23 protein-coding genes are annotated in these 24,626 nt (G+C 73.3%); 13 read left to right on the top strand and 10 right to left on the bottom strand.

All coding sequences use genetic code 11. The features are described from left to right. Positions 1–95 precede the first annotated feature (95 nt). Positions 96–3,401 (top strand): DEAD/DEAH box helicase, encoded by a 3,306-nt coding sequence (locus tag ACX9MN_RS25520; protein ID WP_489725791.1) that lies wholly within the window; start codon positions 96–98, stop codon positions 3,399–3,401. Between the two features lie 116 nt (positions 3,402–3,517). After that, complete coding sequence (locus tag ACX9MN_RS25515) at positions 3,518–3,952, top strand: GlcG/HbpS family heme-binding protein (protein ID WP_020093960.1); 435 nt, start codon at positions 3,518–3,520, stop codon at positions 3,950–3,952. A gap of 54 nt (positions 3,953–4,006) precedes the next feature. On the opposite strand, the gene ACX9MN_RS25510 is transcribed toward ACX9MN_RS25515, so the two are convergent. Continuing rightward, complete coding sequence (locus ACX9MN_RS25510) at positions 4,007–4,597, bottom strand: PAS domain-containing protein (protein WP_056533759.1); 591 nt, start codon at positions 4,595–4,597, stop codon at positions 4,007–4,009. Positions 4,598–5,058: 461 nt separating this feature from the next. On the opposite strand from ACX9MN_RS25510, the gene ACX9MN_RS25505 reads away from it, so the two are divergent. From ACX9MN_RS25505 to ACX9MN_RS25495, 3 genes are all read left to right on the top strand, one after another. Then, entirely contained in the window at positions 5,059–6,345 is a 1,287-nt protein-coding gene (locus ACX9MN_RS25505; RefSeq protein WP_489725790.1) for a Zn-dependent hydrolase, read from the top strand. A gap of 42 nt (positions 6,346–6,387) precedes the next feature. Next, entirely contained in the window at positions 6,388–6,681 is a 294-nt protein-coding gene (locus ACX9MN_RS25500; RefSeq protein ID WP_020093957.1) for a hypothetical protein, read from the top strand. 128 nt (positions 6,682–6,809) lie between these two features. Continuing rightward, positions 6,810–7,265 (top strand): SRPBCC domain-containing protein, encoded by a 456-nt coding sequence (locus ACX9MN_RS25495; RefSeq protein ID WP_024828814.1) that lies wholly within the window; start codon positions 6,810–6,812, stop codon positions 7,263–7,265. Positions 7,266–7,307: 42 nt separating this feature from the next. Here ACX9MN_RS25495 and ACX9MN_RS25490 read toward each other — a convergent pair whose 3' ends face one another. After that, positions 7,308–7,559, bottom strand: coding sequence for a hypothetical protein (locus tag ACX9MN_RS25490; RefSeq protein WP_489725789.1), 252 nt, complete (start codon positions 7,557–7,559; stop codon positions 7,308–7,310). 152 nt (positions 7,560–7,711) lie between these two features. Between ACX9MN_RS25490 and ACX9MN_RS25485 the strand changes: the two genes are divergently transcribed. The 3 genes from ACX9MN_RS25485 to ACX9MN_RS25475 all read left to right on the top strand — a co-directional run bounded on the left by ACX9MN_RS25485 (position 7,712) and on the right by ACX9MN_RS25475 (position 9,705). Beyond that, positions 7,712–8,497, top strand: coding sequence for a spermidine synthase (locus tag ACX9MN_RS25485; protein WP_091979037.1), 786 nt, complete (start codon positions 7,712–7,714; stop codon positions 8,495–8,497). Positions 8,498–8,595: 98 nt separating this feature from the next. Continuing rightward, on the top strand, positions 8,596–8,802 hold the full coding sequence (locus ACX9MN_RS25480) for a hypothetical protein (protein ID WP_482961083.1): 207 nt from the start codon (positions 8,596–8,598) through the stop codon (positions 8,800–8,802). Between the two features lie 483 nt (positions 8,803–9,285). Next, positions 9,286–9,705 (top strand): hypothetical protein, encoded by a 420-nt coding sequence (locus tag ACX9MN_RS25475; protein WP_489725788.1) that lies wholly within the window; start codon positions 9,286–9,288, stop codon positions 9,703–9,705. A 15-nt stretch (positions 9,706–9,720) separates the two neighbouring features. Here ACX9MN_RS25475 and ACX9MN_RS25470 read toward each other — a convergent pair whose 3' ends face one another. After that, the gene (locus tag ACX9MN_RS25470; protein ID WP_091927031.1) at positions 9,721–10,083 is read right to left on the bottom strand and encodes a cupredoxin domain-containing protein; all 363 of its coding nucleotides are present in this window, start codon (positions 10,081–10,083) and stop codon (positions 9,721–9,723) included. 176 nt (positions 10,084–10,259) lie between these two features. Then, positions 10,260–11,216 carry a LysR family transcriptional regulator gene (locus ACX9MN_RS25465; RefSeq protein ID WP_026605047.1) on the bottom strand — a complete coding sequence of 319 codons (957 nt, stop codon included), beginning with the start codon at positions 11,214–11,216 and terminating at the stop codon, positions 10,260–10,262. Positions 11,217–11,317: 101 nt separating this feature from the next. Here ACX9MN_RS25465 and ACX9MN_RS25460 point away from each other — a divergent pair, with 101 nt between their 5' ends. Genes ACX9MN_RS25460 through ACX9MN_RS25450 form a run of 3 tightly spaced genes read left to right on the top strand, consistent with a single transcriptional unit; the run spans position 11,318 to position 13,129 of the window. Further along, complete coding sequence (locus ACX9MN_RS25460; RefSeq protein ID WP_020093950.1) at positions 11,318–11,938, top strand: YceI family protein; 621 nt, start codon at positions 11,318–11,320, stop codon at positions 11,936–11,938. 16 nt (positions 11,939–11,954) lie between these two features. Further along, on the top strand, positions 11,955–12,560 hold the full coding sequence (locus ACX9MN_RS25455) for a cytochrome b (RefSeq protein ID WP_482961081.1): 606 nt from the start codon (positions 11,955–11,957) through the stop codon (positions 12,558–12,560). After that, positions 12,557–13,129: a YceI family protein gene (locus tag ACX9MN_RS25450; RefSeq protein ID WP_056533774.1), complete on the top strand. Its 573-nt coding sequence runs from the start codon at positions 12,557–12,559 to the stop codon at positions 13,127–13,129. Before ACX9MN_RS25455 ends, ACX9MN_RS25450 begins: the two co-directional genes overlap by 4 nt. A 164-nt stretch (positions 13,130–13,293) precedes the next feature. Here ACX9MN_RS25450 and ACX9MN_RS25445 read toward each other — a convergent pair whose 3' ends face one another. From ACX9MN_RS25445 to ACX9MN_RS25435, 3 genes are all read right to left on the bottom strand, one after another. Then, the gene (locus ACX9MN_RS25445) at positions 13,294–13,872 is read right to left on the bottom strand and encodes a GNAT family N-acetyltransferase (RefSeq protein WP_020093947.1); all 579 of its coding nucleotides are present in this window, start codon (positions 13,870–13,872) and stop codon (positions 13,294–13,296) included. Next, positions 13,872–16,217 carry an Orn/Lys/Arg family decarboxylase gene (locus tag ACX9MN_RS25440; RefSeq protein ID WP_489725787.1) on the bottom strand — a complete coding sequence of 782 codons (2,346 nt, stop codon included), beginning with the start codon at positions 16,215–16,217 and terminating at the stop codon, positions 13,872–13,874. Before ACX9MN_RS25440 ends, ACX9MN_RS25445 begins: the two co-directional genes overlap by 1 nt. A 298-nt stretch (positions 16,218–16,515) precedes the next feature. Beyond that, positions 16,516–17,496 carry a hydroxyacid dehydrogenase gene (locus ACX9MN_RS25435; protein ID WP_489725786.1) on the bottom strand — a complete coding sequence of 327 codons (981 nt, stop codon included), beginning with the start codon at positions 17,494–17,496 and terminating at the stop codon, positions 16,516–16,518. Positions 17,497–18,075: 579 nt separating this feature from the next. On the opposite strand from ACX9MN_RS25435, the gene ACX9MN_RS25430 reads away from it, so the two are divergent. Beyond that, a complete protein-coding gene (locus ACX9MN_RS25430) occupies positions 18,076–20,205 on the top strand; it encodes a TonB-dependent receptor (protein ID WP_489725785.1) in 2,130 nt (709 codons plus the stop codon). Between the two features lie 153 nt (positions 20,206–20,358). Beyond that, entirely contained in the window at positions 20,359–21,114 is a 756-nt protein-coding gene (locus ACX9MN_RS25425; RefSeq protein WP_489725784.1) for a hypothetical protein, read from the top strand. A 9-nt stretch (positions 21,115–21,123) separates the two neighbouring features. On the opposite strand, the gene metB is transcribed toward ACX9MN_RS25425, so the two are convergent. Genes metB through ACX9MN_RS25410 form a run of 3 tightly spaced genes read right to left on the bottom strand, consistent with a single transcriptional unit; the run spans position 21,124 to position 24,043 of the window. Further along, positions 21,124–22,284 carry a cystathionine gamma-synthase gene (gene metB / locus ACX9MN_RS25420; protein ID WP_489725783.1) on the bottom strand — a complete coding sequence of 387 codons (1,161 nt, stop codon included), beginning with the start codon at positions 22,282–22,284 and terminating at the stop codon, positions 21,124–21,126. A gap of 59 nt (positions 22,285–22,343) precedes the next feature. Continuing rightward, positions 22,344–22,946, bottom strand: coding sequence for a cytochrome b (locus ACX9MN_RS25415; protein ID WP_489725782.1), 603 nt, complete (start codon positions 22,944–22,946; stop codon positions 22,344–22,346). Continuing rightward, positions 22,943–24,043 carry a catalase family peroxidase gene (locus ACX9MN_RS25410; protein WP_489725781.1) on the bottom strand — a complete coding sequence of 367 codons (1,101 nt, stop codon included), beginning with the start codon at positions 24,041–24,043 and terminating at the stop codon, positions 22,943–22,945. The genes ACX9MN_RS25415 and ACX9MN_RS25410 overlap by 4 nt, the downstream gene beginning before the upstream one ends. Positions 24,044–24,626: the final 583 nt, after the last annotated feature.

Genomic DNA, 24,626 nt, shown 5'->3' with positions numbered 1-24,626 from the left:
CCCCGCACGGCGGCTGTGGATCGGATCGCCGCGGCCGGGAGCCCGCGGGGCCGGTGCGGCGTTGCCGGCTCACGAGGGATGGGTTCGGATCAGGCATGGCCAAGCGCAGGACGAAGGCGGGCGCCCGACAGGGGCTGGAGGACGCGCCGCTGATGCCCACCGGCGCCCTGGCGGTGGCGCTCCTGGCCTTCGCCGAGGGGCCCGGGCCGGTGGTGCACGTCGCCCGGGACGCCCGCCGCCTCGAGGACCTCGCCGCGACCCTGCAGGCACTCGATCCCGACGCGCGGGTCGCGGTCTATCCCGAGTGGGACTGCCTGCCCTTCGACCACGCCTCGCCGTCGCGGGCCACGATGGGTGCCCGGGCCGCCGTGATGCGCTGGCTGACCGACCGGGACGCGCTGCCGGACTTCGTGCTGACGACCGCCCCCGCCCTCGTGCAGCGCGTGCCGCCGCCGGAGACCTGGGCGTCGGCCCGCGTGACCCTGCGGGTCGGCGATCCCCTCGACGTCGCGGCCGCGACCGCAGACCTCAAGCGCCTCGGCTACATCCTCGACGAGCGGGTCGACGAGCCCGGCGAGATCGCCGTCCGCGGGCGCACCGTGGAGGTGTTCCCCGCCGCCGCGCCGCTTCCCTGCCGGATCGAGCACGCGGCGGGCCGCGTCACCGCGATCCGCTCCTACGACCCGATCTCGCAGCGCTCGGTGGCGGAGGCTGACGAACTCGTCATCGACCCGGCCACCGAGATCGTCCTGGAGCCCGGCTCCGGCCAGAGCTTCGAGCCGTTCACCGGCCAGGAGCACCGCCTGGACCGCTACTACCCGCGCCTCGTCACGCTCCTCGACTACGTGCCCGAAGCGCGCCTCGCGGTCGAGGACGGCACGCAGGCCCGGATCGACGCCTTCTTCGAGCAGATGGACGAGGCCCGGGGCCGGCTGAAGACCCGCGACGCGCCGGCGGGGCCCGGCACCGGCCTCTACCTGACGCCGGAGGCGTGGCGCGCCGTCGTGGCGGATCGCGGCCGGCTCGCCGCCACCGAGGCGGCCGGCGAACCCCGCGCCATGCCGCGCTTCGCCGGGGAGCGCCGGCCCGGCACGGCCTTCGCCAAGGTCCTGCGCGCCCGTCTGAAGGCCGGCGACGTCGTCGTGCTCGCCGGCTCGGTCCGGCCGCTCCGACGCCTCGTGCGCCAGGCGGGCAAGATCGCCGAGCGCCCGATCCGCCTGATCGACGCGTGGGCCGACGTCGCCGAGGCGGCGCCCGGCGACGTCCTCGCCCTGGAGGCCCCGCTGGCGGCCGGCTTCCGGGTGCCCGAGCAGGGCGCCACCGTGATCGCGGCGGCCGACCTGTTCGGCCCGGAGGCCGCCGTGACCGGGGCCGCCCGTGCGATCCTGCCGATGGGCGAGGTCGACCTGCGCCCCGGCGACGTGGCGGTCGACCGGGACCACGGCCTGTGCGTGTTCGAGGGGCTGGAGCCGGTCTCCGCGCCGGGTGCCGCGCAGGACGGGGAGCCCTCCGAGGCCCTGCGCCTGCGCTTCGCCGGCGACGCGATCCTGATGGTGCCGGTCACGCAGGCCGACCGGATCTGGCGCTACGGGTCGGAGCCCGACGCCGTCACCCTGGACAAGCTCGACGGCGGCACGTGGCCGCGGCGCCGCCTGGAGGCCGAGGCCACCATGGCGCGGACCGCCCGCCTGATGCTGGAGGCCGCCCGGGCCCGCCGGGAGACCGAGGCGCCGGTCCTGGCGCCGCCGGCCCGCGAGATGGAGCGGTTCGCCGCCGGCTTCGGCTTCGCGCCGACCCCCGATCAGGCGGCGGCGGTCGACGCGCTGATGGCCGACCTCGCCTCCGGCCGGCCGATGGACCGCTTGGTCTGCGGCGATGTCGGCTTCGGCAAGACCGAGGTGGCGCTCCGGGCCCTCGCGGCCGCGATCTTCTCCGGCCGGCAGGCGGCGCTGATCGCCCCCACCACCGTGCTGGCGCGCCAGCACGCCGAGACGCTGCGCCGCCGCTTCGGCCGGTTCGGCGTCGAGGTGGCGCAGCTCTCGCGCCTCGTGGCGCCGGCCGAGGCCAAGCGCGTCAGGGCGGGGCTCGCGGACGGCTCGATCCGGCTGGTGGTCGGCACCCACGCGCTCGCCGGCAGCGGGGTGGCGTTCGCGGATCTCGGCCTGACCGTGATCGACGAGGAGCAGCGCTTCGGCGCGAAGATGAAGGCCGACCTGCGCCGCCTCGCGGATGGCGGCCACGTGCTGACGCTCACCGCGACGCCGATCCCCCGCACCCTCCAGGCGGCCCTCGTCGGCCTCCAGAGCCTCAGCGTGCTCGCCACGCCGCCGGCCCTGCGCCAGCCGGTCCGGACCGTGGTGGCGCCCTTCGACGCCGAGGCGGTCCGCGAGGCCCTCGTCCGCGAGCACCGCCGGGGCGGCCAGAGCTTCGTGGTCTGCCCGCGGATCGAGGACATCGGCCCCATGGCCGAGCGCCTGCGCGCCCTCGTGCCGGGCCTCGACATCCTGGTGGCGCACGGGGACCTCAAGCCCTCCGCCATGGACGAGGTCATGGTCCGGTTCGCGGAGGGCGACGGCGACGTCCTGCTCGCCACCGCCATCGTTGAGAGCGGCCTCGACGTGCCGCGGGCCAACACCATGCTGGTCTGGGAGGCCGCCCGGTTCGGGCTGGCACAGCTCCACCAGCTCCGGGGCCGCGTCGGCCGCGGCCAGCGCCGCGGCACCGTCCACCTGCTCAGCGACCCGGCCGCGCCCCCGCCAGCGGCGGCGCTGCAGCGCCTGCGCGCCTTGGAGGCCCTCGACCGCCTCGGCGCCGGCTTCGCGGTCAGCGCCCGGGACCTCGACCTGCGCGGCGCCGGCGACCTCGTCGGCGAGGATCAGGCGGGGCACGCCAAGCTCGTCGGGCTCGGCCTCTACCAGCACCTGCTGCAGCTGGCGCTCACCGCCGCCAAGGGCGAGCGCGCCGAGGACTGGAGCCCCGAGATCGAGCTCGGCCTGCCGAGCCGGATCCCCGAGGACTACGTTCCGGAGCCCGAGATCCGCCTCAGCCTCTACACGCGCCTGCTGCGCCTCCGCGAGCCCGAGGCGATCGAGGCGCTCGCCGGCGAGGTCGAGGACCGGTTCGGCGCGGCCCCCGCGCCGGTGCTCGCGCTGTTCGACCTCGCGCGGCTGCGCGCGTCCTGCTGCGCGCTGGGCGTCGCCCGGCTCCGGGGCGGGCCGCAGGGCGTCGCGGCCGACCTGCGGCCCGACCGGCCGCTGACCGCGATGGCCGCCGAGGCGGGGACCGCGCTGCGCGACGGGCGCGTGGTGTGGAAGCGGCCCTGCCCGGATTCCGCCGCCTGCGCGGCGCTCGCGACCGATCTCCTGGAGCGGATCCGCGCCGCCCGGGAACGTGAGGCTTGAGCAAAGGCCCGAGCGCGCCAGCCGAGCGTGATGGATGCCGATCTGCGGTTGATCTTGCATCGACCGCTTCAAACCGCCACAGGCTGTCGCGCCAACAACGCGAACGGGAGTGTCCCATGCACGTGACGATCGAGCAGGCCGAGAAGGCGATCGCGGCCGCCCGCGCCAAGGCCGTGGAGCTCGGCACCCAGATGTGCATCGCGGTGGTCGATTCCGGCGGGAACCTCAAGGCGTTCCACCGCATGGACGATGCCTGGGTCGGGTCGATCGACATCGCCCAGAAGAAGGCCAAGACCTCGGTGTTCTTCGGCATGATGACCGGCCAGATCGGCCAGCTGTCGCAGCCGGGCGGGCCGCTCTACGGGATCGAGCACTCCAACGACGGGCTGATCACCTTCCCGGGCGGGATCCCGATCGTCGACGCCGACGGCGTCATGTCGGGCGCCATCGGGGTCAGCGGCTCGACGGTCGAGAACGACCACACCGTCGCGGAGGCCGGCGCCAAGGCCATCGGCCGGACCGAGCTGCCGGCCCATCCCTGGCGGACCTGAGCCGCCGGGGCTCTTCCCGAGAGCTCTTCCCAGGGCCTCTTCCCGGGGCGCGCGTCAGGGGTCGCGCCGCGCCAGCGCGCGGCCGATCCCGTGGAGCAGCATCCCCGAGACCGAGCGGAGATAGGGGTCGCCGTGGCGCTCCAGCGCCGCGTGGATCTGGATGCCGTGGTCGGCCGCGGCGTTCAGGTCCGCCCCGTCGGTGGTGCCGTGCGTGACGCCGTTCATAGGGCTGTTCACGGCTCCGTTCATGGCCCCGGACTGGATCCCGTGCCGGTGGAGGTCCGTGACGTCGATGTAGGCGCCGCGCCCGCGCAGCAGGCCGTCCGAATCGGGCGTCAGGCAGCCGCGGTTGAGGATCCAGCGGATCTCGCCCGCCCCGGTCACGACGCGGAACTCGAGGGAGACCGGGCCGCCGGTCTGGCGGACGTGGCGGATCCGGCCGAACACCCAGTCCCGGTCGGCCGGGTGGATCCGGCCGAGGGCCGCGTCCAGCGGCAGCGGCGTCCCGGCGAGCCCCGGATCCCCCGCCATCAGCGAGGCCGCGCCCGAATCCAGCATCGACCGGCCGGCCCGGACGTCCGTGTCCCAGATCCCGATGAATCCGGCGGCCTGCAGGGCCGAGGCTGTCGTGGAAGCCAGCACCATGGAATCCCCTCCGAACTGGCTACAATCGACGATTGTACGATGGCGGACAGACTGATCCGCAACACATGCTGTCCGCGAGCCCGAAGTCCAGTATCGGCTGCGCGAACGGCTTTTGACACGGCGTCGCGGCCCGCCGCCACCGGGTTGCATTGCGGATGATCAAGACTTCGGTTCCGGACAATCCCGTTCTCGACAATGCAGGGCCGCTCCGGTGCGGCGCAAAGACCGGATTCACAGCGCCGCCGCGCGGACAGTTCGATCACAAATGATCGGTAGACGCCGCGATCCGGCGGAAATCCGCACTTCGGCCCGTGGATCGCTCCACCGTCGGGCACCATCGGGCGCCGCCGGCCCGCGAAGCCCGTGGCTCGCGCCGGGCCCGCCCTGGTGCGGGTTGCCGCTGCGCCGTAACTTGCACCTTCCGGTAGGCATCCCGCCGGGAGGCCAGCAGCAGAGACGCCATGGACCGCACGGTGAACCGCACCAACCTCCCGCTCTCGCGGGAGCGGCTCTGGGACAGCCTGATGGAGCTCGCCCGGATCGGCGCGCTGCCCAACGGCGGCAACGACCGGCAGGCACTGACCGACCGCGACGCCGAGGGGCGCGCCCTGTTCCAGCGCTGGGGCGAGGCGGCGGGGCTGACGCTCACCGTGGACCGGGTCGGCACCATGGTCTTCCACCGGCCCGGACGCGATCCGGGCCGGAAGCCGGTCGCCGTCGGCAGCCACCTCGACACCCAGCCCACCGGGGGCAAGTTCGACGGGCCGCTGGGCGTCCTCGCCGGGCTGGAGATCATGCGCGCCCTGCAGGAGGCCGGGATCGAGACCGATGCCCCGCTTCTGCTGATCAACTGGTGCAACGAGGAGGGCGCGCGCTTCGCGCCACCGATGAGCGGCAGCGGCGTCGCCATGGGCATCGTCCCGGAGGCCGACATCCTGGCGACCCGGGACCTCGCGGGCCACGCCTTCGGCGACGAGCTGCGGCGCATCGGCTGGCAGGGGACGGCGGACCCGGCCGCCCTGCGGGAGATCGGCGCCTATTTCGAGCTTCACATCGAGCAGGGCAAGCGCTTGGAGGAGGCCGGGCTCACCGTCGGGGTGGTCGACCGGGCCCTGGCCCAGATCTGGTACGAGATCACCGTGCTGGGCGAGGAGGCCCATGCCGGCAGCCCCATGGCGGGCCGGCGCGACGCGATGATGGCCGCGGCGGCGCTGATCGCGTCACTCGAGGGCATCGCGGAGGCGGCGGTCGGCGCCGGCGGGGAGCGCGGCCGCGCCACCGTCGGCGTGCTGCGGGCGGAGCCGGCGAGCCGCAACATCACGCCCGGCCGGGTCTGGTTCAGCCTCGACACCCGCCACGGCGACACCGCGCAGCTGGAGGCGATGGGGGCGCGGATCCGGGCCCGGGCCGACGCCCTGGCGGCGGAGCGCGGCGTCACCGTCCAGGTCGCGGAGTTCTGGCGCGCCCCCCCGACCCCGTTCGACCCGGTCCTGGTGGACCGCGTCCAGGCGGCGGCCGAGGCGCGGGGCCATGCCTGGACGCGGATGCCGACCGCGATCTACCACGACGCCGTCTACTGCGCCCGCGCGGTGCCGGCGGCCCTGGTGTTCTGCCCCTGCCACGGCGGGATCAGCCACAACGAGGCCGAGAGCATCACGCCGGCCTGGGCCGGGGCCGGCCTGGAGGTTCTGGCCGACGCCGTGCTGGCGACGGCGGGCCTCGCCGGCCCCCGGACCGGGCCGGAATGAGCCGCGCCGCCGGCCGCGCACGAACGGAGACCGGGTTCCCGCATGTCCGACGACAACGTCATCCGCCCCGCCTTCGGCGTCCCCCGCAACCCGGCGCCGGAGCCCGATCCGGCCCAGGCGCCCCTGCGCGTCTTCGGCACGGGGGCCGGCCACCGGGTCGGCCTGATCCATGACCCGTCGGCGGTCGAGGGCGACGTCATCCGCATCGTGGTCGGGCCCGAGGACGAGCCGGGGGTCGAGACCGTGGCGCTGCTCCCCGCCGACGCGGAGGCCGAGGCCGAGCGGATCGGCTTCGCCATCCTGCGGGCGCTGGAGGTGGTCGAGGGCGCGGTCTGAGCCGCGCGCTGGATTCGCCGGCTGAACCGCGGTCTGCGCCGCGGTCTGGACCGCGGAGCGGGCGGTGCGCGTTCTCGGAAAGCGGGAGCGGCCGGCGCGAACGGTCGCCGGATCGCCGGGAGGGACGGATGACGGGCGCTCGGATCAGCAGCACGGAGATCGCGATCCCCGCGCGGGCCGGACTGGTCTGGTCCGTGCTGACGGACCTCGATTCCTACCCGGCCTGGAACCCGTACATCCGCAAGGCCGAGGGCCGCCTGCGCGAGGGCGCGCGCTGGCGCCTAGAGCGGACCCTGAACGGCCGCGCCTACCGGGCGCGCCAGGTGACGGTGACCTGCTGGGAGCCCGGCCGGCGGCTCACGTGGCGCGGCGGCATCCCGACGCCGCCCCTGCTCATCGGCGAGCACGAGGTCCGGATCACCGAGACCGCCGACGGCGTCCGCCTCGTCCAGGCCGAGACCGTCGCGGGCCTGCTCGCCCCCGGCCTGTTCCCGTGGCTGCGGACGCGCATGCAGGCCCGGTTCGCCGCGATGAACGAGGCCCTGCGCGAGGAGGTCGCGCGCCGGCTGGCCGAGAGCGCCTGACGGCCGGTCTCGGCCGTTCCGGACCGCTCCGGGCCGACGCGGTCAGGCGACCGGCTTCGGCTTGATGATCGGCGAGCGGGTCAGGCTCTCGATCGCGCGCCCCGGCCGCCCGGCCTTGCGGGCGATCTCCTCCTCCTGCTCGGCGATGAGCTGCCGGGCGGGCTCGTCGCCGTCGAGGCCGCCGAGGATCTCGGCCGGCACGCGCCGGTTCGAGGCCCGGGACCCGTCCGCGAAGACGATATCGAACAGAACGGAGCCCCGCTCCTGCGGTCTCGACTTGATGCGCTTGGCCATAGGTGCTGATACGCCGCCGGAATCGGTCGCGGCAAGGCGCGGTGCCGGGCGGGGGTGCGCGGCGCGCACGGCCGGGCCCGCGCGCCGCGCCGCTCCCGCCGCGATCCCTCCGCCGCCCGCACGACAGGGCGCCGGCAAACGAGGACGCGCGCGTGATACCCTGGGTTCATCTCGATACCGGATCCGTGCCCGGCGGCGGCACCGACCTGCGCCTGATGCGGCGCGGCGACGAGTTCGCCATCATGGCCGACACGATCGAGCTGATGAACAACCGGCGCAGCGGCTCGGAGGTGGCGCTCGCGGCGATGACCTGCGCGCGGCTCCAGGACCGGCCCCGCGCCCGGGTCCTGATCGGTGGCCTCGGCATGGGCTTCACCCTGCGGGCGGCGCTCGAGGGCCTCGGGCCGCAGGCGCAGGTGGTGGTCGCCGAGCTGGTGCCCGCCGTGGTCGCCTGGGCCCGGGGGCCGCTCGCCCACGTCTTCGCCGGCTGCCTGGACGATCCGCGGGTCGACCTGCAGGAGGCCGACGTCAACCGCCTGATCCAGGCCGGACCGGAGCGCTACGACGCGATCCTGCTCGACGTCGACAACGGCCCGGAGGGGCTGATGCGCAAGGAGAACGACCGGCTCTACGACAATTGGGGGCTGAAGCGCGCCCGCTGGGCCCTGCGGCCGGGCGGCATCCTGGGCGTCTGGTCGGGCGCCCCGGACCGGAAGTTCAAGAGCCGCCTGCAGCGCTCCGGCTTCGCGGTCGACGAGCAGCGCGTCCACGCGAGCGGCCGGGGCAGCGGCCCGAAGCACGTGGTCTGGCTCGGGACCCGGACCGAGGGCCGGGTCGAGGGCCCGGGTCAGAGCGACGGGAGGCCGAGCGACGACCGGGTGGCGGGCGGCCCGAGACCGCGCGGACCGGCTCAGGGCCGGCGCCGGCCGGGACGCTAGGGCGGCTTCAGCGCGGGCTGCGGTGGTCCGGAGGACGGGGCTGCCGCGCACGGTCGCACCCCCTGTCCCGGCGCGGGACGCCTCCGCACATTCCCGGCATGGGTGCGACGGGCGGGCATCTCTACACGGTCGAGGTCAGGCCGAGCCGGCATGATCCCGGTCGCTTCACCTGGGCGATCCGCGACCGCGGCAAGCTGGTCCGGGGGTCGTACCGCCCGCACACCTCCGAGCACGCGGCGCGCGCCGTCGCGGAAGCCGAGGTCGAGCGCCTGATCGGCCAGGACGGCCGGTCCGGCGGCGCCTAGACCCGCCGCGCGAGGCGATTTCAGGTCGGCCCGAAGGACATCGCGTCCCGTGATCCCGGCCCGCTCGTGGGCAGGCGCGGCGCCATGCGTAGCTCGCATGGGTGTGCAGTCTGACCCGGGTACATATGCATGCCTCCGCGGCGCCCGATCCGTTGCATGCCGCAATGCGGTATCCTATCTTTGCACTGCGGGATGGCGATGGCGTCGCGATCCCGCTGCCCTTCTTGGGCGTTTCCTCCCTAGACTTCGGGCCGCTCCTTCGGGAGTGGCCTTTTTTCTTTCCGCCGGCCGACCCGCCGCGAGGATGGCGCGCCGACGTCTCGACCGCGCGGAACCCGGAGCTTGGCGGTACGTTTTTCCGCCATGGAACACTATCGCTCCACACTCGGGACGACTGCCGTTGCCGTATTCGGGCTGGTGGCGGCCGCGCATATTCTGCATCCGGGCAACTACGAGGTGCAGACGCGTCCCGCGCGTCCTGCCGTGACGGACGCCGCACCGGTTTCGAAGCCGGCCGCCGCACCGGTCACGCGGAGCGCCTGGGTCGACCCGCCGGCCAAGCTCGCCGCGCCGGAGACCACGGGCGCCCTGCCAGCCGCCCCGGCGCCGCGGGTCGCGGCGGCGGTCCCGGACACCGCGATGCCGGCTGCCCCGCTCCCCGCCGAGATGGCGCGCCCGGCCGGGCCGCCGCGCAGGACCGCGGCGCACCGCGCGAAGGGGACGGAGCGCGGCGTCCACCGGGTGGTCCGCCTCCGCCACGCCGCCCTCGTCCGCACCGCCGAATCCGACCGGCCGACCGTCACCGCCGCGGCGCCGCAGCCCGCGCCGGCGGCTGCCCCGTCGCAGAAGATCGATCCCATCGGCGACATCATCCGCGGTCTCGGATTCGGCCGCGACGGTTGAGGGGCTCCCGGAGCCCTACTCGACGTGGAGGGTGAGCTTCATCTTCGGATGAATGCCGCACTGGATGACGAAATCGCCCGGCTCGGCCAGGGTCAACCGCGTCTCGGTGCCGGGCTCCTGAGTGCCGGCGTCGAACGAGAACCGGTCCGCCTCGATGAAGGCGTGGTGGGTCAGGCGCGCGTCGCCGTTGCGCAGGGCGATGGTGTCGCCGAGGCGCAGGTACAGGTCGGTCGGCATGTACCGGCCCGCCTTCTGCAGCACGATCCGCGTCGTGGCCGGCAGCGAGGCCCGGGCCGTCCCGAGACCGATGGTTGTCCCGATCAGCGCCAGGATCCCAGCGAACACGAGGGCGCGCAGGCACCGGCTGCGGAGGGACATGACCGAGATCCAGACGTGACGCGCTGCGGGCCGGACCCTCGGGGCCCTGGCCGTGCGGCCGAGCTTGCCGCCGCGTCGCAGCATGCGCGCAGCCTCTCAACCGGGCGCTACGATATCCGGTAAAAATTTATCGAGTTGGGCCGCTGTAGAGCGCATATACAGATAAAGAAATCTATTTATCTGTATTCGCCGTCTGATCCCGCGCTGTCGCGGGGGCATCCACGAGAGGCCAGGACGGTCCGGACATGCTCGCGGAAGACCTGGACGCGGGCCGGCAGCTCGCGCCCGGCCAGGGTGACGGCGCGCAAGGTGCTGCTGCGGGTCGCCCAGGGCCCGAGCACGCGCACGATCTGCCCGGCCTCCACGGCCCGGGCGGCCACGAGGCTCGGGAGATGGCCGATCCCGGCGCCCGCGAGGGTGAGGCGGAGCGCGGTCGCGAAGTCGCTGACCCGGATCGCCGGGCTCAGCGAGAGCGGCTCCGTGCGGCCCTGCCCGTCGGAGAGGGTGAGCCCGGCCGTGCCGATCCGTTCCCGGGCGAGGATCAGGTCGTGGTCGCGCAGGCCCGCGAGGTCCGTCGGGGCCGGGCGGCGCTCCAGGTAGGCGGGGGCGGCGTAGAGGGCGAGCGCCAGGGTCGCGAGGACCATCGCGCGGTAGCCGGTCTCCTCCGCGCCGCCCAGCCGCAGGGCGAGGTCGATCCGGTTGGCCGCGAGGTCGAGGCGCGCGTCGGTGTTGAGCATCTCCACGGTGATCTGCGGGTAGGCGGCCCGGAAGCTCGCGACGATCTCGGGCATCACCTCGATCCCGAAATCGATCGAGGTCGTGATCCGCAGGTGCCCGGCCGGCACCGTGCGGGCGTCGCGGGCGGTCTCGGTCGCCTCGTCGAGGAGCGTCAGGCTCTCCTGGGCCTTGGCGTAGAAGGCGAGGCCCTCGGCGGTCGGCGAGACCGCCCGGGAGGTCCGGGCCATCAGCCGGACGCCCAGAGCCCGCTCCAAGCGGGAGATCCGACGGCTGACGCTGCCCTTGGTCTCCTGCAGCGTCGCGGCCGCGGCCGTCACCGTGCCGAGATCCACGACGGCGCAGAAGGCCCGCACGTCGTCGAGCCCGCCCCGGAAGGTTTCCGTTCTCGCAACCATGGGGTTCCGGATAGCAGGCTCAACCGGTGCCGTGAACGGGTCTACACGGCGGCTGCGGCGCAGCGAATCGCGCTCGGCCGTCTGCTCTGCAGGAGACACCTTTGAAGTCGATTCTCGCCTCCGGCCTGCTGGCCCTGCTGGTCGCCGCCCCGGTCGCCACCCCCGCGCTGGCCCAGACCCCACCGACCCGCGACCCGGCGCAGATCCAGGCCGGCACCTACGCGGTCGATCCCGGCCACACCCAGGTCGGCTGGCGCGTCTCCCACATGGGCTTCTCGAACTACGCCGGCGGCTTCTCGGACGTGTCCGGCACGCTGGAGCTGCAGCCGAAGAACCCGGCCGCCGCCAAGCTCTCGGTGAAGATCCCGGTCGCCTCGGTGACGACGACCAGCGCCAAGCTCACCGACGAGCTCAAGGGCGACCAGTGGCTCGACGCCGCCAAGTTCCCCGACATGACCTTCGTGTCCACCAAGGTCGTGCCGGCCGGCAAGGACCACGCGAAGGTGACGGGCGACCTGACGCTCCACGGCGTGACCAAGCCGGTGACCCTCGACGTCACCCTGGTCGGCGCCGGCGTGAACCCGCTGAGCAAGAAGTACACGGTCGGCTTCGAGGCCACCGGCACGCTCAAGCGCTCCGAGTTCGGGGTGAAGACCTACGTGCCGCTGATCGGCGACGAGCTTCACCTCACCATCGCGGGCGCCTTCGAGAAGCAGGACTGACCTGGGAGAATCCGCCATGGCGCGAGGGGTTTCCGCGCGGCGGTACTCCGCCGTGGCGATCCTGCTGCACTGGGCGAGCGCGCTGGGCGTGCTCGTCCTGATCGGCCTCGGCCTGACCATGACGCACGCGGCCCTGGCGCCGCTGCGCCAGTTCCAGCTCTACCAGTGGCACAAGTCGGTCGGGATCACCGTGCTGGCGCTGACGGCCCTGCGGGTCCTCTGGCGCCTGACCCACCGGCCGCCGCCGCACCCGGCCGGGATGCCGGCGCGGGAGCGCCGGGTGGCCGCGGCCGCCCATCACCTGCTGTACCTGCTGCTCGTCGGGCTGCCCCTGACCGGCTGGGCCGTGGTCTCGCTGTCGCCGTTCAACATCCCGACGGTGCTGTACGGGATCGTTCCCTGGCCGCACCTGCCGCTGGCGGCCCTCGTCCCCGATCCCGCCGCCGCCGAGGGGATCCTCAAGCGGGTCCACGCCCTGGGGGCGTGGTTCCTGGCGGCCCTGCTCGTCGTCCACGTGGCGGCGGCCCTGCGCCACCACCTCCTCCTGCGCGACGACGTGCTGCGCCGCATGCTGCCGGGGCGCCGGGCGTCGACTGCCCCCAATGTGGAGCCGACCCGATGAACGCGCGTCACCTCTGCCTGCTGGCGGTTCTCCAGGCCGTCACCCTGCCGGCCGCCGCCGCCGATTGGGCGGTGGATCCGGCCAGGAGCGCGATCCGGTTCTCCGGCGTGCAGGTCGGCGTCCCGTTCACCGGGCGGTTCGAGCGGTTCAAGGCCGACATCGATTTCGACCCCGCCAAGCCCGAGGCGGGGCACGCGCTCGTGCTGGTCGACCTCGCCAGCGCGCGGACCGGGGACGTCCAGCGCGACGAGGCCCTGCCGCAGAAGGACTGGTTCGACGTCAAGGCGGGAAGCGAGGCGCGCTTCGAGGTGACCCGCTTCGTCGACAAGGGGCAGGGCGACTACGCGGCCGTCGGCACACTGACGATCCGCGGCACGAGCCGGCCCGTGACGCTGCCGTTCCACCTGACCCTCGAGGGCGGCGCCGCGCACGCCGCGGGGCGCGTCGGTCTGGTCCGCACCGAGTTCGGCGTCGGGCAGGGGGCCTGGGCCTCGGGCCAGTGGGTGGCGCTCGAGGTCGGCGTCGAGGTCGACCTCGTCGCCACGCCGAACCCGGCGGCCGGCCACTGAGGTTGGCTCGGTTCGGATCCTTCGGACGTCGCGCGCGCCGTCATCGCGAGCACAGCGAAGCGACCCAGGGCAGCGCGCCCTCCGTGAGCGTGGCGCGACTGGATCGCTTCGCTGCGCTCGCGATGACGGCGGCCGGGCGTCGGAGGCCGCCCGGTCCCGGCCCGCTACCCCGGCCGGTCCTCCGACCCGGTTCCCAGCGCGCGCTGGACCATGACGCTGTCCGACCAGTGGCCGTACTTGAACCCCACCGCTCGCAGGTAGCCGACCCGCTCGAACCCGCAGGCCTCGTGGAGCCGCAGGGAGGCCGCGTTCTCGGCGTCGATGTAGCCGATCATCTGGCGGTAGCCGCCCGCCGCGCAGGCCTCGATCAGGGCCGGCAGCAGCCGCCGGCCGATCCCCGCGTGCAGGTGGTCGGGATGCACGTAGATCGAGTGCTTGAGGGTGTAGCGGTAGGCCGGCCGCTTCCGGAACGGCACCGCGTAGGCGTAGCCCGCCACCGCGCCGTCCCGGTCGGCCACGAGGTGCGGCAGGCGCTTCTTGCGCATGGTCTTGCGCCGCCGCTTCAGGTCGTCGGGGAGCAGCCGGTCCTCCTCGGCGACGCTGACATCGGTCACGCCCTTGCCGATATGGTGCTCGTAGATCGCCACCATCGCCTCGACATCGGCGTCCGAGGAGGCGCGGATGACGATGTCGGGGCAGGACCGGGCCGGGAGCAGGCCGGGCGTCTCGGCCTCGATCTCCATCAGGCGCCCTCCCGCGCCACGTAGGTGTGGAAGCGGATCCGCCCGTCCGGGTCGACCTCGCGGTAGACGCCCTGGATCTCGGCCTCGAAGCCCGGGAACAGGTTGGCGGACGCCTCGAACATCTTGAAATAGTCGAGCATGGGCTTGGCTCGGTCGTCCAGGCGCTCGCCGGGCAGCACCGTGCCGATGCCCGGGGGATAGACCAGCATCAGCGTGGTGGCGATCCGCCCCTCGGCCTCGGCGATCGGCACGTAGTCGACCTTGTTGCGCGTCAGCAGCTGGGCGGCCCGCTTGGGCGGCATCACCATCTCGGGCAGGTGCTCGGGGGCGAACTGCCGCCGCTGCAGCGTCGAGGTGCCGGCCTCCCGGTGGAACGCGTGGAACTCGCCGCAGAGGTCGCGCAGGCGCACGCCCCGGTAGCGGTTCGGCCGGCGGTTGACGAATTCCGGCATGGCCTCCTCCAGCGGGACGTTGTCGTCGTGGAGCCGCTTGAAGGCGACGAGGCCCGAGATCAGCGTGCCGGCCTTGGAGGATTCCACCCCCGGGGTCAGCAGGAAGAGCAGCGAGTTCAGGTCGTTCTTCTCGGCGACGATCCGGTTCTCACGCAGGTACTGGGCCACGATCGGCGCCGGCACGCCGTGCTGGGCGTAGGCCCCCGTGTGCCGGTCGAAGCCGGGGGTCAGCACGGTGAGCTTGTTCGGGTCGGTGATGGCGTAGCCCGGCGCCACGTGGGTGAAGCCGTGCCAGCGCGCGCCCGGCTTCAGCTCCCAGTGGCGCGGCGTCGCGGCGAGCTCGTCGGTCGGCACGCTCTCCCACGGCACCTCGGCGCCGTCGGCGTTCACCGTCACGTCCGGCACGAACGGGTCGAAGAACCAGCGCCGCGCCGGGTCGCGCTCGTTCTCCTCGAACTCGCGCCGGATCGCCCGGACCTTCTTGCGCCACTCGATCCCGAGCCGGATCGTGTCGTCCCACAGGATCATCCCGGAGCGGCCCTTCATCATCTGGGCGCCGACGTCGAGGGAGGCGAAGAGCGGGTAGAAGGGCGAGGTCGAGGCGTGGACCAGGAAGCTCTCGTTGAGCCGCTTGTGCTCGACCCGCCGGGTCTGGCCGCGGATATGGCCGTCCCGGGTGTGGATCTGCGAGGCCTGGGAGAAGCTCGCGAGCTGCTTGTGGGTCGATTGCGTGGCGACGATGCCAGGCGAGGTCTCGTCGAGGCCGGTCAGCCCCATGGCGAAGCGGCGGGCGTAGAGCGGGTGGAACTTCATGAAGCCCGCCCAGGCCTCGTCGAACAGGATGTAGTCGCAGAGGTGGCCGATCTTCTCCAGGATCTCCTGGGCGTCGTAGATCGTGCCGTCGTAGGTGCACTGCTCGATCACCGCGACGCGGAACGGCCGCTCCCGGCGCCACGCCTCGGGATCGGTCACCAGCGGGTTCCGGCGGATCTTCTCCCGGATCCGGGTCTCGTCGAGGGCCTCATGATACATGGGGCCGATCAGGCCGTAGGCGTTCCGGTCCGTTTCCAGAAAGATCGGGATGCCGCCGCCCAGGAACAGGGCACCGTGATGCGCCGCCTTGTGGTTGTTGCGGTCGAACAGGACGAGGTCGTCCTCCGCGATCAGCGAGGACAGGACGATCTTGTTGGAGGCCGAGGTGCCGTTGAGGACGAAGTAGGTCTTCTCGGCCCCGAAGATCTTCGCGGCCTCCTTCTGGGCCTTCAGCGCCGGGCCCTCGTGGGTCAGCAGGTCGCCGAGGTCGAGGACCGAGTTGTCGAGATCGTCGCGGAAGATCGCTTCCCCCAGGTGCTCCACGAAGATCCGGCCGATCGGCGACCGGTTGTAGAAGATGCCGCCGTTGTGGCCCGGGCAAGTCCAGAGCTGGTTGCCCTTCTCGGCGTAGTCGACGAGCGCGCCGAAGAACGGCGTCTTGAGGGTCTGGGCGTATTGCGTGACCCGGCTGACGAGGCCGCGGGCGATGAATTCCGGCGTCTCCTCCGCCAGGAAGATGTAGCCGTCGATGAAATCGAGCAGTTCGACCGGGATGTCCTCCAGCCGCTTGCGGCGGACCATGATGACGATCGGCATCTCCAGGCCGCGCTTGCGCATCATGTCGATGAGGGCGGCGGCCTTGCCGTCGAGGCCGCGCTTGCCCCAATCGACCACGAGGCAGCCCACCGCGGCATCGGTCTGCACGGCGATGGCCGCGTCCTCGACCCGCCGGGCGCGCACCACCTCGAAGCCGCGCTGCTCCACGGCTGCCACGATCTGATTGACGCGCGCGCCTTCGAGATCGTCCGGATCGAAGGCGGGGGCGCACATCAGGACCGTGAAGCGACGGTGAAAGTCCATGGAGCCCTCTCTGGCCTCGGATGCAGCGCGTGGCTTTCCGGCCCGTCTGCGACGATTGCATGACACGGCGCGCGGCGGGCGGTCGCGGTCCGGACGAAACACCGTGAACCGGGCCGGCCACGACCGCCGCGCCGTCAGGATCGGCCGCGGGTCCCCTCTCCCGTGCGGGAGAGGGACAGGGTGAGGGGTGTGACCTCACCGGACGAGGCTCCCCCTCGAATCGCGTCGATCGGGTGCTTGATCCCGAAGCCTCTCGTCCCTCACCCCAACCCTCTCCCGCACGGGAGAGGGGAGACCATCACACCTCGCGCCGCCGCTCCCAGACGTCCGGGTTGACCAGCCCGCCCGGCCGCCGGCCGGCGAGGACGTCGACCACGCGGGTCGCGGCGGTCTCGGCGGTGCGGATCAGGGCCGCCCCGGTGGAGCCGCCGACATGGGGTGTCAGGATCGCCCGGGGCTGGCGGGCCAGCGGGTGGTCGACCGGCAGCGGCTCCTGGGCGAAGACGTCGAGCCCGGCGCCCGCGATCGTGCCCGCCTCCAGCGCCTCCACCAGGGCCGCCTCGTCGATCAGGCCGCCGCGGCTGGTGTTGATCAGGAAGGCCTCCCGCTTCATCCGGGCGAGCTGGTCCCGGCCGATCAGGCCGCGTGTGCCCGGGGTCAGCGGCACGTGCAGGGAGACGATGTCGGATTCCGCCAGGAGCGCGTCGACCGAGGCGGCCCGTAGGGCGCCGGCGTTGGCGAAGTCCGCGTCCGGGCGGCTCGGGCCGTAGGCCAGCACCCGCAGGCCCAGGGCGGCGCCGAGCCGGGCGGTCGCCTGCCCGATCGCCCCGAAGCCGACGAGGCCCAGCGTCAGGCCGGCGAGCTCGATCAGCCGGGCGGTGAACTTGAAGCTGTCGTCGCCGGCCCGGACCGAGCGGTCGGCCTCCGGCAGGGCCTTGGCCAGGGCGAAGATCAGCGCCAGCGTCTGCTCGGCCACCGAGACGGCGTTGGCGCCGGGCGTGTTCACCACCACGATCCCGGCCCCGGTCGCCTCGGCCGTGGCGACGTGGTCGGTGCCGGTGCCGTGCACCCCGATCACCCGCAGGGCCGGCGCCGCCGCGATGGCGCGGGCCGGGAAGCCGGTGTTGCGGGTGATGACGGCGACGCAGTCGGCGACCTCGCGCGCCAGCGTCTCGGGATCGGTCCCGCTCGCCGGGCGCGGCTCCAGGCCGGCCGCGCGCAACCGGTCGAGGCCCGCCGCGTGGATCGGCTGGACGATGAGGCACGGACCGGTGATCACGGGAGAAGACCTCTGCACAAGAGGAGGGGTGACAGGCACGTTTCGCGCCGGGCCCGTCTAGGCGGGGTGGGCAACCCTGGCAACCGGGCGCCCCGATCGCGGCGCCGCGGCCGCCGGTCGGCGCTCCCGCGGGCCCGTCGGGATCCGGTGGTCGCGCGGTCGAACGCCCCGGCGGCCCGACCGGCCGCGCACGATCCACGGGAAATCGCGGCCGGGTCCGGCCTCGGCGGCCTCGTCCGGACCGATGATCCCGGCCGTGCGCCTCGGCCGAGCTGCGGCCCGGCCCTCCGTGAAATCGCCGCCCCGATCGCGCGAAGATGGTCGCGTCATTGATAAACACGACGTCCTGAAATACATCTATGTATATACGACAATAATTATCGACAATGTTCGATCAGCGATGCGATCGCACTGTAGAGTTGTAATTACTCCAAATGTATTTTTGACACATGTAGAGATATTTGCTGCCTTGCTCCGTGATTCGGAGCCATCGTCACGACAATGCAGTCCCACGACTTTTCAGTACATGTTTCCGCGCGGAACCGGCGCCGGCGGCGCGCGGCCCGGCCGGTTCTCCCGATGGCCGTCCTGCTGGGCTTCGTCGGTTCCGGGCCGCACGCCGCCCGCGCCGAGGAGGCCGGGGCCGGCCGGGACGTCCAGCTCGACGAGCTGTCGGTCGCGAGCGCGGCCGCGCCGCGCGGCCCGGTCCCGGCCTATGCCGGCGGTCAGGTGGCGCGGGGCGGGCGCCTCGGCCTCCTCGGCGATACCGAGACCCAGAAGGCGCCCTTCAGCATCGCCAGCTACACCGACACGCTCATCCGGGACCGGCAGGCGCGGACGGTGTCCGAGACCCTGGTCCTCGACCCGTCGGTGCGCGCCACCCAGACCACGGGGGCGCCGTTCGACTCCTTCTCCATCCGGGGCTTCCCGTCCAACGAGAACACCAGCGGCGAGGTCGCCTTCGACGGGCTCTACGGCGTCGCCCCGAGCTTCCGCATCTTCACCGACTACGTGGAGCGCATCGAGGTCCTGAAGGGCCCGTCCGCCGCCCTCACGGGAGTGTCGCCGAACGGCGCGGTCGGCGGCGTGGTCAACATCGTCCCCAAGCGCGCCGGCGCGGACCTCACTCGCGTCACGCTGGATTACGGCTCGTCCGCCTGGGGCGGCAGCCAGGTCGACGTCGCCCGCCGCTGGGGGCCTGGGCGGGAATGGGGCGCCCGCGTCGTCGGCAGCCTGCACGGCGGCGCCACGCCCTTCGACCGCCAGACCGAGACGACCGGCGTCGGGGCCCTGGCCCTCGACTACCAGGGTGACCGGTTCCGCGCGTGGCTCTACCTGCTGGCGCAGACCGACCGCTTCAACGCGCCGCTGCGCCCGTTCCTCCTGCGGGCCGGCGTGCCCGTACCGCGGGCGCCCGACGGCCGCCTGAACCTGACCCAGCCCTGGGAATACTCGGACGTCGACGATCGCGGCGGTCTGCTGCGCACCGAGTACGACCTGACCGATCAAGTCACGCTGTTCGCGGATGTCGGCGGCGGGCAGACCGGCGTGGAGCGCTACTTCCAGTCGGCGCCGACGATCCTCAATGGCCGCGGCGACACGACCAGCACGCCGCAATTCTACGCGCTGGGCGTCGACCGGCTCACCTACGACGGTGGCGTCCGGGCCCGGTTCGAGACCGGCTTCATCCGGCACGCCCTGACGGTGCAGGGCTCCGTGTACGACGAGGCGACGGGACGGCGGTTCTCGCCCGGCCGGGGCGCCTACCTGTCGAACCTCTACGCGCCGGCCCTCGTCCCGTACATCGCGCCGATCTACGGCGTGGGCCGGCCCCGCCTGTCCGACAGCACCCTGTCGGGGATCGCGGTGGCCGACACGCTGTCGGCCCTCGACGAGCGGATCCTGCTGACCCTGGGCGTGCGCCGCCAGCGCGTGGAGGCGCACAACTACCTATCGAATGTCGGCACGCTCACCTCGTCCTACGACAGGAGCGCCACGACCCCGATGGTCGGCCTCGTGGTGCGACCCTGGGACTCGGTCTCGCTCTACGGCAACTATATCGAGGGCCTGAGCCGCGGCGACGTGGCCCCGGCGGTGGCGACCAATTCCGGCACGATCCTGGAGCCCTACGTGGCCCGACAGGTCGAGGCGGGCGTGAAGCTCGATCTCGGCCGGTTCGGCGCCACGCTCGGCGCCTTCCGGATCACGAAGCCCGCGGGCGAGCTCGGCCCGCAGGGGCGCTTCGCGGCGACCGCCGAGCAGCGCGTCGGCGGGCTCGAGCTGAGCCTGTTCGGCGAGATCACCCCGCAGGTGCGGGTGGTCGGCGGCGTGACCCTGCTGGACGGACGCCTCGTCCGGACGGCGCTCGCCGCCAATCGCGGGCACCGGCCGATCGGCGTGCCGGAGGTCCAGGCGAGCCTGGGGGCCGAGTGGGACCTGCCCGGGCTGCCCGGCCTGACCCTCAACGGCGCGGTCATCTATACCGGGCGGCAGTTCGTCGACCTCGCGAACACCCAGGCCCTGCCGGACTGGGCGCGCCTCGACCTCGGCCTGCGCTACACGACCCGCGTCGCCGAGCGGCCGACGACCTTCCGGGCCAGCATCCTCAACGTGACCGACGCGCGGTACTGGACCGGGGTCGCCTCGTTCGGCACCTTCTTCCAGGGGGCGCCGCGCACCTACCTCCTGTCGATGGCGGTGGATCTCTGAGCCGGACCGGCGCGGCCGCGCCGGGCCAGTCGGGCGGCGCGATGTTTCACGGGAAACATTTTCTTAACCCTGAGGGGCGGCCGCGCGGGACCGGCGAGCTGTTGCAGCGGCGCCGTCGCGGCGCGGCGCCGGCCGGGTTACCACCGGTCCACCATGACCACATCGAGCTGGCGCACCCTCCGCAACGTGCAGGCCCGGGCGCGGCTAGAGAAGGCCCTGCCGGCCATCTTCCCGGCGCCGGTCCTGCAGCACGCCCTCGCGCGGCCCCTGATCCCGCCGACGCCGCGGCTCGCCGTCGAGAGCTACTGGCGCAACCACATCCTCCGGGCCGACCGGCTCGCCCGGGCGCTGGCGGCCCGCTCCGGCACGCCGGAGGGCTGGGCGTGGCAGATCGGGGCCGAGGGGCGGGCCGGGAGCTTCCGCACGCCGCCCGCGCCGTTCCGCGATCCGGCCTTCGCCCGCGGGCGGGGCGCCTGCTGCATCTGCGGCCAGCCGGTCTACCGGTTCGGCTGGCACCGGGATCTCTGGGGGCGCGGCGCGCCCAACACCAATGCCGGCTGGCACGCGGCCTGTGTCGCGGCGTGGAAGTTCTGGATCGCGCCGCACGCCCAGGTCCGGGCGCTCAAGCTCCGCCAGCGCCACCGCTGCACCACCACCGGCAAGCGCCTGCTGAAGACCGCCGAGGTCGACCACCTGCTGCCGCTCTACCGGGTCTGGCGCGAGCACCGCGACGCGCCCTGGCCGGAGCTCCTCGGCTACTGGGGCGCGCCGAACCTGCGGGTGGTCAACCGCGCCGCCCATCTCGACAAGTGCCGCGACGAGGCGGCCGAGCGCTCCCGGACCGTGCAGCGCGCCCGTTTCCGGGTGGTCGAGGACGAGTCCGGGTTCAGCGTGGTCGAGGAGGAGTGACCGGCCGGCTCAGCCGTCCAGGGCCCGGAAGGCCCGCGACAGGTCGGCCAGCAGGTCGGCCTCCGCCTCCAGGCCGACCGACAGGCGCAGCAGCCCGTCGGTGATGCCCGCGATGGCGCGGGCCTCCGGGTCCATCGCCGCGTGCGTCATGGTCGGCGGATGGGCGATCAGGCTCTCGACGCCGCCGAGCGACTCGGCCAGCGTGAACACCCGCAGGGCCTCCACGAAGGTCCTCACCGCGTCGCGGCCGCCGGCCAGCTCGAAGCTCAGCATCGCCCCGAAGCCCGCCTGCTGCGCCTTGGCCAGGGCGTGCCCCGGATGCGTCGGCAGGCCCGGATAGTGGACCCGGGCCACCGCCGGATGGGCGTCGAGGAAGGCCGCCAGGGCTGCTGCGTTGCGCTGCTGCTGCTCCACCCGGACGAACAGGGTGCGCAGGCCGCGGAGCGTCAGGTAGGCGTCGAGGGGCGAGCCGGTGACGCCGATCGTGTTCGCCCAGGCGGCGAGGTCCTCGCCCATCGCCTTGTCGGCGGCGATCACGGCCCCGCCGATCACGTCGGAATGACCGTTCAGGAACTTGGTGGTGGAGTGGACGACGAGATCCGCCCCGAGGGCGATCGGCTGCTGCAGGGCGGGCGACAGGAAGGTGTTGTCCACCACCGCCAGCGCGCCGGCCGCCTTCGCGTCCGCGGTGATCCGCCGGACATCGACCACGCGCATCAGCGGGTTGCTCGGGGTCTCGATCAGCACGACCTTCGGTCCCTGGGCCAGGGCCGCCGCCAGCGCGTCCGGATCGGTCTGGTCGACGAAGGCGACGCGGTAATGGCCCCGCTCCGCGCGGAAGCTGAGCAGGCGGTGCGTTCCGCCGTAGCAATCGTGCGGCGCGACCAGGAGATCGCCGGGCCGCAGGCTCGACAGGGCGAGGTCGAGGGCCGCCATGCCGCTCGCCACCAGGACGGCGCGGGCGCCGCCCTCGAGCTTGGCGATCGTGTCGGCCAGCGCGTCCCGGGTCGGGTTGCCCAGGCGCGAGTAATCGTAGGGGCCGGGCTGCTCGAAGGCCGGGAATTTGAAGGTCGTCGACAGGTGGATCGGCGCGATCACCGCACCGAAGGCCGCGTCCTGGGCCACGCCGTTGGCCGCCGCGACGGTACGCGCCGCTAATCCCTCTGACATCGCCTCGTCCTCCACGCAGAGATCGCCCGTCCCGTCCGACCAGATCGGGCGAGCGTTCTTTATGGAGAACGGATCAGACTTTCAAGAGAACGAGAGGGTCGTTTCGGCGGCTCGGTGGTCCTCGCCGGTGTCGACCGCCAGGGCACCATGCTGGCGAAGACCCCGTCCCGGCGGATCAGCGCGTGCAGCAGCGCCGCCGCCAGATGCGCGAGGATCAGGGCGAACAGCCCGTAGGCCAGCGCGGTGTGGAGCCGGCGCAGGGCCGCGTACAGCATCGGGTCCTGCGGCAGGATCGGCGGCAGGACGACCGAACCGGCGAGGATGACGGGGTAGCGCGCCGCCGACAGCATCGCCCAGCCGATCAGCGGCATGGCCAGCATCAGCCCGTAGAGCAGGATGTGCGAGGCGTGGGCCGCGCGCTTCTGCCAGCCCGGAAGATCGGCCGGCAGGGGCGGCGGGGCGTGGCGCCAGCGATAGGCGAGTCGGAGCCCGGCGAGGACCAGGATCAGGATCCCGAGCGGCCGGTGCAGGGCCACGAGGGCTCCGTACTCGGCGAGCGACGCCACCATGGCGACGCCGATCAGCAGCATGGCCAGGATCAGCGCCGCCATGGTCCAGTGGAGAAGGCGCGCGGGCCGGTCGAAGCGGTCGGGCTCGGTCACAGGGCGGCTCCGTGGATCGCGGCGCCGGTGACGGCGCTCGGGGTCTTGGCCTCGCCGGACCGGCGGGTGACGGATCGCGCGTAGGCCGCCGACCGGGCGCTCAGCAGCGGGTCGTCGCTCGGCGCGATGCCGTCCGGCAGCACCAGCGGATCGAAGTTGACGTCGCGGCAGCTGGCGGCGGCCTCCGGTGTCGCCGCCGTGAGCGTCAGGGTGCCGACATCCACCGTCTCGCGGTCGGCCGGCCAGGGCCGCGTCGCGTCGGCGGTCGGGTCGCCGGCCTGGCCGAGCGTGACGATCAGGTGCCAGTGCCGGGGGCCCTGGGCCAGCTGCGCGGCGAGCGCGTCGAACAGGGCGTTCGCGCCGCCCGGCGCGGCCTCGACCGCCGGTCCCGGGTCGGGGACGAGGGCCCAGCGCACCGGCCGGGCGGCGCCGTCCGCGGCGACGAACCGGAAGGCGTTCAGGCTCCAGTAGGTGCTGTCGGCGAAGCCCGCGGTCACGGTCCGGGCCTTGATCAGCGCGGCGGCCTTCGCGCTCTCCGGATAGTCCGCGAAGAAGGCCTTCAGGCGCTCCGGATCCGGCTTGCCGGTGGCCGGATCGGGCTTGGCCGCGAGGAGCTGCGCGTAGAAGGCCTCGGGTGTGCGCACCGGAAAGACCGGGATGTTGTTCATGCCGGTGCGCCACTCTTCGCCGTCCGGCAGCCGGAAGCGCAGGGCGAGGCTGCGCACGGTGGCGGCGGCGTCGGCCGCGTAGGGCTGACCGCCGGCCAGCGCCACCCGCCCCTCGACCGGCGTCACGCGTCCCGCCGCGAACACGCCCGCCTTCGAGAGGCGCGCGCCCGCGCCGTTGCCCGTGAAGCGGCCCGCGACGCACATCCCCTTGGCGTGGTTGCGCCGGAAGCCGGGATGCGGTCCGTTCACCTGCTCGAACCGGTCGATGATCCGGGCCGGCGTGAGCTGGCCGGGCGAGAGCCAGCCGCCGGCATACGCGAAGGTGCCGGCGGTCCCGGCCAGGGCCGCGCCGATGGCGGAGAGGCGCAGGAGCAGGGCGGTCCCGGTCATGCCGGGGGACGCACCCGTGAGATCGTGCAGCAGCGTCATCGAGTCCCTCAGGATCAACCGCGATCACGCCTCTTCGCGCACCCGCCGCAGTGGTTTCAGGCGGTGCGGGTCGTGCGCAGCGCCGGGGGGAGCACCCGCGTCGACCGGTGGGGTGCGGGCCGTCGAGCGGGCCGGCCGCGATCCGCGAGCCGTGCGTCCCGGTCGGGGCCGCCCCGCGCTCGGCCCCTTGCGCAAGGCGGTTCGGGCCCTTAGATCCGCTTTACCGGTCACGACGGCACGCCGTCCGCCGGAACTTCCTCAGCATTACCGGCCAGCACCGATCCTTCCGGATCGCGACGCTGTCGGGCGCGAGCGCAGGCTCGACCCGGACCGGGTGCGTGAGGGAGCGTCCATCATCCAGCGCCGCACCGAAGGGCCTCCGGGCCGTTCCGCGTCGCGCTCTGTCGACGGAGGCACCGAGATCCGGTTCGGCCGGTTCGGTTCCGTCGCCCGGGAAAAGGGTGGTTGACAGGAAAGTCCGGGGCAGCTTATACGGCGCCTCCCGACGCGGTCCGGAAGAAAAACGGGGCGGGTTGGACGGACTTACCGAGATTTAGAAAAGTAGATCTGGCGAAATCCGAGG

The organism is Methylobacterium sp. 1A, from assembly GCF_058072805.1.
The sequence above is the reverse complement of the archived record's forward strand: the minus strand, read 5'-3'. Positions and strand labels throughout refer to the sequence as shown.